Annotated in this window: 10 protein-coding genes; 8 read left to right on the top strand and 2 right to left on the bottom strand. The window is 69.5% G+C overall.

The window, feature by feature from the left end; all coding sequences use genetic code 11:
• Nucleotides 1-171 precede the first annotated feature (171 nt).
• The 8 genes from dxs (at nt 172) to AC1DNG_RS06360 (ending at nt 8,717) form a co-directional block, all read left to right on the top strand.
• Complete coding sequence (gene dxs, locus AC1DNG_RS06395) at nt 172-2,145, top strand: 1-deoxy-D-xylulose-5-phosphate synthase (protein WP_476860243.1); 1,974 nt, start codon at nt 172-174, stop codon at nt 2,143-2,145.
• 74 nt (nt 2,146-2,219) lie between these two features.
• On the top strand, nt 2,220-2,777 hold the full coding sequence (locus tag AC1DNG_RS06390; RefSeq protein WP_476886938.1) for a hypothetical protein: 558 nt from the start codon (nt 2,220-2,222) through the stop codon (nt 2,775-2,777).
• A 66-nt stretch (nt 2,778-2,843) separates the two neighbouring features.
• The gene (locus AC1DNG_RS06385; protein ID WP_026537002.1) at nt 2,844-3,062 is read left to right on the top strand and encodes a helix-hairpin-helix domain-containing protein; all 219 of its coding nucleotides are present in this window, start codon (nt 2,844-2,846) and stop codon (nt 3,060-3,062) included.
• Nucleotides 3,063-3,133: 71 nt separating this feature from the next.
• Entirely contained in the window at nt 3,134-4,111 is a 978-nt protein-coding gene (locus tag AC1DNG_RS06380) for an aldo/keto reductase (protein ID WP_476886937.1), read from the top strand.
• Between the two features lie 128 nt (nt 4,112-4,239).
• A complete protein-coding gene (locus AC1DNG_RS06375; protein WP_230009738.1) occupies nt 4,240-5,268 on the top strand; it encodes a nucleoside hydrolase in 1,029 nt (342 codons plus the stop codon).
• Nucleotides 5,269-5,412: 144 nt separating this feature from the next.
• Nucleotides 5,413-6,234, top strand: coding sequence for an ECF transporter S component (locus AC1DNG_RS06370; protein ID WP_476886936.1), 822 nt, complete (start codon nt 5,413-5,415; stop codon nt 6,232-6,234).
• Between the two features lie 78 nt (nt 6,235-6,312).
• Entirely contained in the window at nt 6,313-7,071 is a 759-nt protein-coding gene (locus tag AC1DNG_RS06365; protein WP_476886935.1) for an energy-coupling factor transporter transmembrane component T, read from the top strand.
• Nucleotides 7,068-8,717: an ABC transporter ATP-binding protein gene (locus tag AC1DNG_RS06360; protein ID WP_476886934.1), complete on the top strand. Its 1,650-nt coding sequence runs from the start codon at nt 7,068-7,070 to the stop codon at nt 8,715-8,717. Before AC1DNG_RS06365 ends, AC1DNG_RS06360 begins: the two co-directional genes overlap by 4 nt.
• 273 nt (nt 8,718-8,990) lie before the next feature.
• On the opposite strand, the gene AC1DNG_RS06355 is transcribed toward AC1DNG_RS06360, so the two are convergent.
• Entirely contained in the window at nt 8,991-11,186 is a 2,196-nt protein-coding gene (locus AC1DNG_RS06355) for a 3-hydroxyacyl-CoA dehydrogenase NAD-binding domain-containing protein (protein WP_476886933.1), read from the bottom strand.
• Complete coding sequence (locus AC1DNG_RS06350; protein WP_476886932.1) at nt 11,183-12,520, bottom strand: thiolase family protein; 1,338 nt, start codon at nt 12,518-12,520, stop codon at nt 11,183-11,185. The genes AC1DNG_RS06355 and AC1DNG_RS06350 overlap by 4 nt, the downstream gene beginning before the upstream one ends.
• Nucleotides 12,521-12,526 lie beyond the last annotated feature (6 nt).

Raw genomic sequence — 12,526 nt, 5'->3', positions numbered from 1 at the left:
CACTGACCGGCCGGGGCCTTTGCGTTCCCGGTTTCGGCCGCGGGTGCTGGATCTGGAGCGGGGGAGCGGAGAGCGTGAAGCGTGCAGGGCACCGGTGCTGGCCTCCGGCGCGGCGGCCCGCCCGGAGGCGTTAGAGTTAAAAGGCATGTCTACCACCCGAAGGAGGGGCCGTTGGGAATCTTGGACACCATCCGGAATCCGCAGGACCTGAGTAAGTTGTCCGGGGCGCAGCTGGATCAGCTGGCAGCCGAGGTCAGGGATTTCCTGATCGGCAACGTCTCCCGGACGGGAGGGCACCTGGGCCCGAACCTCGGCGTCGTCGAGCTCACCATCGCGGTGCACCGGATCTTCGATTCCCCCCGCGACAGCATTGTCTTCGACACAGGGCACCAGTCCTACGTGCACAAGCTCCTCACCGGACGGCAGGATTTCAGCACGCTCCGCCAGCAGGGCGGCATGTCCGGCTACCCGGACCGTGGCGAATCCGAGCACGACATCGTCGAAAGCTCGCACGCGTCCTCCTCGCTGTCCTGGGCCGACGGCATCTCGCGCGCCCGGCAGCTGACCGGCGACGGCGACCGCTTCGTCGTCGCGGTGGTGGGCGACGGCGCCCTGACCGGCGGCATGGCCTGGGAGGCGATCAACAACATCGCGGCGGACAAGAAACGCCGTGTCGTGATTGTGGTCAACGACAACGGCCGCTCGTACGCCCCGACGGTCGGCGGGTTCGCCGACTACCTGGCGTCCCTTCGCCCCACCATCGATTCCCTCCGGGCCGCCCCCTCCTATGAAGGCACGCTCGAGTGGTGGAAGCGCAAACTGCAGAAGGGCGGCCCCGCGGGGCAGTTCACGTACAAGAGCCTGCATGCCATGAAGAAGGGCATCAAGGACTGGTGGGCCCCGCAGGGCATGTTCGAGGACCTCGGCATGAAGTACATCGGTCCCGTCGACGGCCACGACCTCCAGGCCTTGGAAAACGCCCTGTCCACCGCCAAGAACTATGCCGGCCCCGTGATCGTGCACGCCATGACGGAAAAGGGCCACGGATACGCCCCGGCCCGCGCCCATGAAGCGGACCAGTTCCATGCCGTGGGGATCATCGATCCGGAGACCGGCGCACCCACCGAAGCCGGTGGCGCGAAGTCCTGGACCGCGGTGTTCGCCGACGAGATCGCCGACATCGCCGACGAGCGCCAGGACATCGTCGGGATTACTGGTGCCATGCTGATTCCGGTCGGGCTGCACAAGTTCGCCGCCCGGCACCCGGAGCGCGTGTTCGACGTCGGCATCGCCGAGCAGCACGCCCTCACCTCGGCTGCCGGCATGGCGTTCGGGGGACTGCACCCGGTGGTCGCGGTCTACGCGACGTTCCTGAACCGCGCCTTCGACCAGCTGCTGATGGATGTCGCCCTGCACAAAGCCGGCGTCACGATCGTGCTGGACCGGGCCGGCGTCACCGGACCCGACGGCGCAAGCCATCACGGCATGTGGGACATGGCCATGGTCCAGATCGTCCCCGGGCTGCACCTCGCGGCGCCGCGCGACGCCACCCGGCTGCGGGAGGAACTGCGCGAGGCTGTGGCCATTGAAGACGCCCCGAGCGTGCTCCGCTACTCCAAGGGCAACGTCGGCCCCGAAGTCGATGCGGTCGAACGCCTGGAGGACGGCGTGGACGTGCTGGCCCGCCGGCCCGCGGGCTCGAGCGAGAACGACGTCCTGATCGTCAGCGTGGGCGCCATGTCAGAACTCGCGCTGGACGTCTCCGGCCGGCTCGGTGCCCAGGGCATCAGCTCCACGGTGGTGGATCCCCGCTGGGTCCTCCCGGTCCGGCAGTCCATCATCGATCTCGCCGCGCGCCACCGCCTGGTCATTTGCATTGAGGACGGTGTGCGGGCCGGCGGCGTCGGCTCCCGGATCCGCCAGGAGATGCGTACCGCGGGCGTGGACACTGCCCTCAACGAGGTCGGCCTGCCGGTCGAGTTCCTCGATCACGGCACGCGCAGCCAGGTGCTCGAACGCGTGGGCTTGACCGCCCAGCAGATCACGCACGACGTCGTCGCCCAGGTCCTGGGCACCAAGGTGCCGTTTGCGCGCCCCTTGCCCGGCCAGGAACACCCCAGCACCGGCAGCATCCCGCAGCTGTAGCCAGCACATCCGTTGAGCACTACCCGTGGGCGCCACTGAATCCGGCGCCGGACGGCCCAGGAAGGAACTGGCATATGAGTGGAATTATCAGAGTTTACAAGCGCGACGAAGAGGGCACCCTGCACTTCAGGGAGGCCTGGTTTGATGAGGACTACAGCCAGTTCGTGATGAACCACGGCGTCGTCGGACACCAGAGCAAGACGGACGAGACGGACGTCGCGGACGCGGAGGCCGCGGAGCGCCTCATGGACGCCTTCGCGGCGCAGTGCGCCGAGGACGGCTACGCCGAAATTCCGGCGGAGGAACAGTCCTGGGTAGTGGCCCAGTACGCGCTCAAGACCAAGGAGGGGACCAGCCGCGACCGGTACCTCGAGGAAAAAGCCAAAGACGCCCTGATCAGCCATCTGGCCTGGCGGGGCCTGGGGATCGTGGACCGCAGCGAATTTTCCGACGCCCGGCTCAACATCTTCTGCCTCACCCCGGACGTGAATAAGACGGTTAACGCCATCAAGGTCTGCGTCCGCGGCGAAGACCTCGACTTCACCAAACTGAGCATTGGCGCCGCGCCGTTTGGCGAGGATACTTTCAAGCTCAAGCACTCGCCGAAGCCGGCAAACGGCTTCACGCTGTAGGCAGCACGGGCAAGGAGCCGGGCACGGCTCACACCAGTTTGGGGGCACGGACTGAAAGGCAACGCAATGACGCGCAAACCCTCGAAACCAGGCTGCACCCCGCTGCCCGCGGGACTCGCGGCGCCGGCGCGAAAGTCGCTCGCGCACGCGGGGGTCGAGACCCTCGAACACCTCGTGCAGCTTGGCCGGCGCCGGCTTGCCGGGATGCCGGGCGTCTGCCCTCGCACCCTCGCGCAGCTCCAGGACGCCATGGACGAGCACGGGCTGAAGCTGCCGGCAGGGTAGCGGGGTCCCGCTTCTCCGCCGCCCGCGGCGGCCTGGCCGGGGCACCCGCCGGGGCGATATAGGCTAAAACCATGACTGAATACCGCCGCGTTGGAAATTCCGGACTGTCCGTCTCTGTCGTGGGACTTGGATGCAACAACCTGGGCCGGTCCGGGACCGTGACCGAATCGCAGGAAGGCACCGACGCCGTCGTGCATGCGGCGCTCGACGCCGGGATCACCTTCTTTGACGTCGCGGACGCCTACGGCCGCGAGCCCGGCCTCAGCGAGTCAATGCTCGGCAAGGCCCTCGGTTCCCGCCGCGACGATGCGGTCATCGGCACGAAGTTCGGCATGGACATGCGCGGCGCCAACGGCGAGGACTTTGGTGCGCGCGGATCCCGCCGCTACATCATCAAGGCGGCGGAGGCCTCGCTGCGCCGGCTCGGCACGGACTGGATCGACCTCTACCAGTTCCACACCCCGGACCCGCTCACGCCCATCGACGAGACGCTCTCGGCCCTCGATGACCTCGTCACCAGCGGCAAGGTTCGCTACATCGGCCACTCCAACCGGGCCGGCTGGCAGATCGCCGAGGCTGAGTACGTGGCACGCGCCCGCGGGGGAGCCCGCTTCATCTCCAGCCAGAACCACTACAATCTGCTGGACCGGCGCGCCGAACGCGAGGTGACCCCGGCGGCCGAGGCCTACGGCCTGGGCGTCCTGCCGTACTTCCCGCTCGCCAACGGCCTGCTGACCGGCAAATACTCCGCCGGCCGGGCCCCCGAGGGAAGCCGGCTCAGCCACACCCGCACCAACCTGGTCCACGACGCCGACTGGGAACAGCTGGGTGCCTTCGGCAAGTTCGCCGCCGACCGCGGGCTCAACGAAGTCCAGGTGGCCTTCTCCTGGCTGGCCGCCCAGCCGTCCGTCAGCAGCGTCATCGCCGGCGCCACCACGCCGGAGCAGGTGCGCCAGAACGCCGCCGCCGTGGCCTGGAAACCCAGCCAGGCCGACCTCGCCGAGCTGGACGACCTCTTCCCGCGCACGCCCAAGGTGGCGCTGTTCTGAACGGTCCAGTTCTGAACGGTCCAGGTCTGAACACTGATCGTATGAACAGTGCTGGTCTGAACAGTGCTGGTCTGAACAGTGCTGCAAGCGCCCGGGCGGCGGTACCTGCCGTGACGCATTCGATCCTGATGGACGTCGACACTGGGATCGACGACGCCCTGGCCCTGGTCTACCTGCTGTCCCGGCCCGAGGTCCACGTCCAGGCGATCACGTGCACCGCCGGGAACGTCGGGGCCCGTCAGGTGGCGCTGAACAACCTGGCCCTGCTGGAGCTCTGCGGCCGCGAGGGCATCGAGGTGGCCATCGGCGCCGAGGTCCCGCTGGAGATCCCGCTGGTCACCACCGAGGAGACCCACGGGCCGCAGGGCATCGGCTATGCCGAGCTGCCGCCGCCGCGCCAGCAGATCTCGGCGCGGCACGCCGTCGACGTCTGGGTCGAGGAGGTGCGGGCGCACCCGGGGGAACTCACCGGCCTGATCACCGGACCGCTGACCAACTTCGCTCTGGCCCTGCGCCGGGAACCGGAACTTCCCCGGCTGCTCAAGGGACTTGTGATCATGGGCGGCAGCTTCTACTACCAGGGCAACACCACCCCGACGGCCGAATGGAACACCTCGGTGGATCCGCATGCCGCCAAGGAGGTGTTTGCCGCCTACCGGGGCCTGCCCGAGGACAAACTGCCGATCTTGTGTGCCCTGGAAATGACCGAGCGGATCGAGATGCACCCGGAGCACCTGCGCCGACTTGGCGAGGCCGCCGGTGCACCGGAGCCCGAACTCGTCCTCCCGGAGCAGTCCGAAGGCCAGCGGAGCCAGTCCGGGAACCCCCTCGTCGCTTGCCTGTCCGACGCCCTGCGCTTCTACATGGAATTTCACCGCCTCTATGACCAAGGCTATGTGGCGCACGTGCACGACGCCTTCGCGGCCTGCGCTGCAGCGGGGCGCACACCGTTCGCCACCCGGCTGGCCACGGTCGACGTCGAAACGGATTCGCCCCTGCTGATCGGCACCACGGTGGCCGATTTCCGCGGGCTGTGGGGGTTGGCGCCGAACGTCAGGATCGTCTCTGACAACAACCCCGGGCAGTGCTTCGACGAACTGATTTCCTCGATCGGCGCCCTTGCGCGCGCGGTGGGCCCCCGGGCGCCGGTGGCCTGAAACCGGACAGTACGGTTGAGCCAATGCGGGGAGTGCCCGGACGGGTCTGCAGATCGCTAGAATGGTCGCCGCTCGCTAGGATGGTAGCTGCGCCGAGGTGACATGAGGCGGAACTTGTTGCACCCAGCCAAAGGAACACCCCGCATGTCACAGCCAGCCCTCACCATCATTGCCCCTGGACAGGCGGCCGGCCGCAGGCGCCGCCTGCTCGAAATCGCCGGCGCCGCCGCGATCGCCGCCACCTACATCTTCCTGGTGCTGACCCAGCCCGCTGACATTGCCAACGGCCCGGCCAGCTTCTCGGCCCTCTTTGCCCTCGGCGGCTTCCTGCTCGGCGCTGTGCTGCTGATTGTGGCCGTCCTGCCGGCGCTGCCCACCTCCACCGTGGTCCTCATCCCGGTGGCGCTGGTCCTGAACGTGGTCCTCGGACAGCTGATGGGCAGCACGGGCCTGCCGTTCTACATTGATGCGATCGGCACCGTCCTGATCGCCGTCCTCGCCGGACCCGCAGCGGGTGCCGCCACGGGCGCGCTGAGCAGCATCGTCTGGTCCTTCTTCAACCCCACCGTTCTGCCGTTCGCCGCCGGTGCCGCCCTGATCGGATTCCTCGCCGGCATGGCCGCGCGCGGCGGGCTGTTCCGCCGCTTCTACCTCGCCCCCGTCGCCGGCTTCGTCACCGGCATCCTGGCCGGCGTCGTCTCCGCCCCGATCGCCGCGTTCGTCTTTGGCGGCACGTCAGGGCTGGGTACCGGGGCGATCGTCAGCGCCTTCCGCGCCATGGGGGACACCCTCCTGGCCGCCATCACCAAGCAGGCACTGATTTCCGACCCCATGGACAAGGCGATCGTTTTCACCATCGCGGCGCTGCTCGCCTACGCCCTGCCCCGCCGCGCCACCTTCCAGTTCCCCTTCGTGCGGCGCTACCGGGTACTCGCCGGCAAGGCCCCGGCAGCGCCGGACGCCTGAGCCCCGCTGCGGCTGGGACACCCCGACCCTGCGACACTGCCACAGCGACATTGACCCTGAGACACTGACACAGCGACCATGACACCGCGACTGCACCCCTTCACCGCGCTGACCCTCGCCGTATGCGCCGCCGTCGTCACGACGGCGGCCGCCTTTTGGCCGCTGTCTGTCGCCGTGGCCCTCGCCGCGGTGATCCTTGCCGCCCGCCATGGCATTGCGGGGCGCGTCCTGACCGCAGGAGCCGTGATCCTGACGCCTCTGTGCCTGTCCCTGCTGGTGCTGCACGGCCTCTTCTTCCCTGAGGGCCAGACCGTGCTGGCCCAGTGGGGTCCGGCGAGGGTCACGGCCGAGGGTCTGGGCTTCGCGCTTGAGCTGGGAACCCGGACCACGGCCTGCGTGCTGGTATTCCTGCTCTTTTCCTTCACCGTGAGCGTCCCCGACCTCGTCTCCGCCCTCGCCGGGCGCAGGATCCCACCGCAGTTCGGCTTCGTCCTGGCTTCCACGCTCACCCTCCTGCCCGCCGTCGCGGGCCGCCTGGACCGGATCCGGCAGGCCCAGGAAACCCGCGGGATGGTGGTCGGACGCGGCCTGCTGTCCCGCCTCGGCACCCTCCGTCTGCAGATGGTGCCGCTGGTCCTGGCCCTGATTGACGACGCCGGAAGCCGCGCCCAGGCGCTCGACGCCCGCGGCTTCGGCAGCCCGGGGCCCCGGACCAGCTACCGCGAAGTCGCCGACCCGCCCGCCCAGCGGCTATGCCGGGCAGCCGCACTGGTATTCGCGGCGGCCGCCGTCGCCGGGCGGATTGTGGCCTCCTGGCCTGCCGGGGCGGTGTCATGACGGCCACCACCCGCACGGCGCTTCAGATCCGGATCGAGGCGTTCACGTTCCACGGCGATGACACCCCGGTGCTGAGGGATGCCGCACTCTCGGTCACGTCGGGTTCCCTGACCGCCGTCCTGGGCGGGTCCGGGAGCGGAAAATCCACGCTGGGCAAACTGTTGGCCGGCTGGCTCCGGGCCGGTCACGCCGGACAATTCCGCGGCAGCCTGGATCTTGGCGGCACGGTGCTGGAATTCCGCGGCGTGCCCGAGGACCCCCGGATCAACCCCGCCGAGTGGTCGCGCCGCGTGGCCTTCGTTCCGCAGGACGCCGCGGCGATGCTCTCCTCGGTGCGCGCCACGGTCGCGGAGGAGCTGGCCTTCGGCCTGGAAAACCGCGCGACGGCCCGGGAGGACATGCTCCGCGCGGTGGAGCGCACCGCCGCCCGCACCGGACTCTCTCACCTGCTGGACCGGGACCCGGCCACGCTCTCCGGCGGGGAGCTGCGCCGGCTCGCCGTGGGCTGCGCCGTCATCATGGAACCGGACGTGCTCATCCTGGACGAGCCGCTGGCATCGCTGGACGCGGCCGGAGCCGCGCAAGTCGAGGCCCTGGTCCGCGGCCTCTGCGGCGCCGGGACCGGCGTCGTCCTCCTGAGCCAGGCAGCCGACGGGCTCGCCGGGGAAGCCACGCACTGGACGATTCTTGACGCTCAGACCGGGCCCGACGGCAGGAGGGTCACCGCTGCCGGGACGGTCACCGCTGCCGGGACGGTCACCGCTGCCGGGACGCCGGCGCAGCTGGCGGGCTCGGCCGAACTGGAGCGCGCCGGAGTGATTGGCGTAGGCGGGCCCGGCGGCATTGGGCCGAGCGGTATTGGGTCCGGCGTCCTGGGGTCCGGCGTCCTGGGGGCCAGTGGGTCCGGCGTCGCCGCCGGCGCCCGCCATCCCGGGCCGGTGCCTGCCGCGGCGCCCGGTCCCGGCCCGGCATCGCTGGAACTGCGCGGGGTTGGGTTCGGCTACGCTCGGGACCCGCGTCGGCACGGCACCGGCGCGCAGGACCGGGTCCTCCGGGACGTGGATTTCGCCGTGCGCCCGGGCGAGATCATCGCCGTGACCGGGCTCAACGGCGCCGGCAAGTCGACACTGCTGCGCCACTTCAATGGACTGCTCCGGCCCTCGGCCGGGGACGTGCTGGTCTGCGGGCGCAGCATTGCCGGCGAGCCGGTGGGAAAGGTCGCGGCCTCCGTGGGCCTGTTGTTCCAGCACCCCCGGGACCAGCTTTTCGAACGCACCGTCCTGCGGGAAGCCGCGTTCGGACTCCGGCAACTGTCCGGAAAGGCCGGCGCCGAGGGCAAGGCCCGGGCCGCGCTGGCCGCGGTGGGCCTGTCCGGTACCGAGGAGGCACACCCGGCCGAGCTGTCCGCCTCCCGGCAGCGGCTGCTCGCCCTGGCCACGGTCCTGGCCCGCGAACCGGCGGTGGTGGCCCTGGACGAACCGACCGTCGGGCTGGACCGGCACGGCCTCGAGGCGCTGCAGGGCGCCGTCGACCGCGCCGCCGCGCGGGGCGCCGCCGTCGTCATGGTCACCCACGACCTGGACTACGCACGGAGGAACGCGCACCGCGTCCTGGAACTCAGCGGCGGGAGCCTGCGGGAAATCTGACTGGGGCCGCGGGGTAGGCACCGAATCCAACGCGCAATGCATGACGCGCAATGTATATTGCTTGGAGTTTCCGCGGGCCTGGTCCTGGACAGCAGGATCTATTCCGCGGACGCGGTCTTTCGCGTTCCAGCCTTTCATCTCAACACCGCAGACATCGAGGCTGCCCACCTCATGGCGCCGCCGGGATGCCCGGCCACTCTCCCGAAAGCAGCGCCGCCGCCCGGACAAAGTCCGGGCGGCGGCTCCAACAAAAGCGGGCGGTGAAGCCTGGCTTTAGGCCGGCTCTGACGCCACGCCCGGGGCCAGGAACTTCTTGCCGTTGACCCGTTCCGAGGCGCCCACCCGGTCCAGATACGGGGTGATCCCGCCCAGGAACATCGGCCAGCCCGCGCCGAGGATCATGCAGAGGTCAATGTCCTCGGGACCGGCCACAACGCCTTCCTCGAGCATCAGTCCGATTTCCTCCGCCAGGGCGTCCTGCGTCCGGCGCAGCACCTCCTCGCCGGTGGACGGGGTGCTGCCAAAGGACATCAGCGCCAGGGTTTCGGCCGGTATGAACGGCTTGCCGTCCGGGCCCGGCACCGGTGTGCCGTTCTGCACGGCCCAAATGGACGTCACACCGTTGTCGATCAGCACCTGCAGGTTCGCCGAGACCCTGAAGCGGTCCCCGAACGCCGTGTGCAGCGATTCCTGGACATGCTGCGCCACGGGCAGGCCCACCATGGCGCCGAGCACAAAGGGCGTCATGGGCAGGCCCATCGGCCGCAGCGCGTTATCGGCCACGTCGGCGGGGGTGCCCTCGTCGAAGGCCGCGGTGACTTCACCCATGAGGCGCAGCAGGACGCGGTTGACCACAAACGCGGCGGCATCCCTGACCAGCACCGCCGACTTCTTGAGCCCCTTGGCGAGCTCGAACGCGGTGGCCAGCACGGCGTCGTCGGTCTTCGGTGCCCGCACGATCTCCAGCAGCGGCATCACGGCCACCGGATTGAAGAAGTGGAAGCCGACGAGGCGCTCGGGGTGCTCAAGGTCCTCCGCCATCGCGGTGACGGACAGCGAGGACGTGTTGGTCGCGAGGATGCACTCTTCCGAGACGATCGCCTCGACTTCCTTGAAGACCTGCTTCTTGACGTTGAGTTCCTCGAAGACGGCCTCAATGACGAAGTCGGCGTCGGCGAAGGCCTCCTTCGAAACTGATCCCGTGACGAGCGCGCGGGTGCGGTTGGCGGCGTCGGGGCTGATCCGGCCCTTCGCCAGCAGCTTCTCCACCTCGGCGTGGACGTAACCCACGCCCTTGTCCACGCGGGCCTGGTCGATGTCCGTGAGGACCACGGGCACTTTGAGCTGGCGGGCGAAGAGCAGGGCGAGCTGGCTGGCCATCAGGCCGGCACCGACGACGCCGATCTTCGTCACCGGGCGCGCAAGCTTGCGGTCCGGGGCGCCGGCTGGACGCTTGGAGCGGCGCTGCACGAGGTCCAGGAAGGCGTACACCGTGGAGCGGAACTCGTCGGTCTGCATGAGGTCGGCGAGCGTCTCGCATTCGAGCTCAGCGGACTGCGCCTGGGTCAGGGTGCGGTTGGTCTCCATGACGTCCAGGACCTTGGCGGGCGCCGGGGAAGCGTTGGAGGTCTTGGCCTCCACGAAGGCGCGGCCCTTGGCGACGGCGGCCGCCCAGCGGGCGGCGACCTCCGGAGCGGACGGGTCCACGGCGTTCGCCCGCTCCGGCGCCACGGCACCGGCAATGACTTTCGCGGCCCACGCCAGGGACTGTTCCACGAAGTCGGCCGGCTCGAACATCGCGTCCGCCATGCCCAGCTGGTAGGCCTGCGGCCCGGTGAGCGTGCGGTTGTTGCTCAGCGGGTTTTCGATCATGACCTTGAGGGCGTTCTCCGGCCCGATCAGCCGCGGCAGGATGTGGACCCCGCCCCAGCCAGGGATGAGTCCGATGAACGCCTCGGGAAGGGCCAGAGCGCCGGCGCCGGTAGAGACCGTGCGGTAGGTGGACTGCAGCGCGATCTCCAGGCCGCCGCCCAGGGCCAGTCCGTTGATGAATGCGAAGCTCGGCACGCCGAGGTTCGCGAGGGTGGCGTAGACGTCGTGGCCGAGCTGGGCCATCCACAGGCCCTGTTCGCGTCCGCTGACGGACTTGACCGTGGAGAGGTCGGCGCCGGCCACGAGGAAGTACGGCTTGCCGGTGACGCCGACGCCGGCAATCTCGCCCCGGGCGGCGCGTTCCTTCAGTCCTTCCAGGACCGTGCCGAGTTCGATCAGGGTGTTGGGTCCGAGGGTGGTGGGCTTAGAGTGGTCCAGGCCGTTGTCGAGGGTGACCAGCGCGAAGATGCCGGGGCTTTTGCCGTCAGTCGTCTCCCCACCGTCGACGGGCGGCAGTTCGATGTCCTGGACGTAGGAGTGGGTGACCGTCTCGTGCGGGAAGAGGTCTGCAAGCTTGCGGAAGTCAGCGGCGCTCATGCTGTGGCTCCAGTCTCGGTGGTCGTGGTCTCTGCGTGCTGTGCTGCGGTGCCGTGTGTTTCAGTGCTGTGTGTTTCGGTGCCGTAATCCGCGTGATGCGGGTTCTCCCAGATTACGGTGGCGCCCATGCCCAGGCCGATGCACATCGTGGTCATGCCAAAGCGGACCGAGGGGTCCTCCTCGAACTGCCGGGCCAGCTGGTTCATCAGCCTGACCCCCGAGGACGCCAGCGGGTGCCCGACGGCGATCGCGCCGCCATAGCGGTTGACGCGGGGGTCGTCGTCGGCGATCCCGAAATGGTCCAGGAAGCTCAGGACCTGGACGGCGAAGGCCTCATTGATTTCGAAGAGCCCGATGTCCCCGATGCCGAGTCCGGCGTTCTTGAGTGCCTTCTCGGTGGCCGGGACCGGGCCGATGCCCATGACCTCGGGTTCGACGCCGGCGAAGGCATAGCTCACCAGGCGCATCCTGACCGGCAGCCCGAGTTCCTCGGCGGCATCGGCGGAGGCCAGCAGGGCTGCGGTGGCGCCGTCGTTCAGGCCCGCGGCGTTGCCCGCCGTGACCCGGCCGTGGGCGCGGAACGGCGTCCTAAGCGTGGACAGGTCCCCGAGCGAGGTCCCGGGGCGCGGGGGTTCGTCCACGGTGTTGACGGTCCAGCCCTGGCCCGGCTTTATCGTGGCGACGGGTACGAGGTCGGGCTGGATCTGGCCGTTGGCGTAGGCTGCGGCGAGCTTGTCCTGCGAGGCGACGGCGTAGGCGTCGGTGCGGTCCTTGGTGATGGCCGGGAAACGGTCGTGCAGGTTCTCGGCCGTGTTGCCCATGTTCAGCGCGGCCGGGTCCACGATCCGTTCGGACATGAAGCGCGGGTTGGGGTCGGCGCCGGCGCCCATCGGGTGGTTGCCCATGTGTTCCACGCCGCCGGCGATCACGACGTCGTACGCGCCGAAGCCGATGCCGCTCGCCGTCGTGGTGACGGCGGTCATGGCGCCGGCGCACATGCGGTCGATCGCGAAGCCGGGCACGGTGCGGGGGAGTCCGGCCAGCAGGGCGGCGGTGCGGCCGATGGTCAGACCCTGGTCGCCCGTCTGGGTGGTGGCGGCGATCGCGACCTCGTCGACCCGGTCCGCCGGAAGCGAAGGGTTGCGGCGCATCAGTTCGCGGATGCACTTGACCACGAGGTCGTCGGCGCGGGTGCCCGCGTAGATGCCCTTGTCGCCGGCGCGGCCGAACGGGGTGCGGACGCCGTCGACAAAGACGACGTCGCGCACGGTCCTGTTTCTTCCGCTGCTCGGGTTTGCGCTGCTGGGTTTTCCGCTGGTGCGGGCTTGGCTCACGGCGTA

It is taken from the genome of Arthrobacter sp. 01T425 (assembly GCF_056398725.1).
Note: the sequence above shows the minus strand (reverse complement) of the source record. Positions and strands in the feature narration are given on the sequence as shown.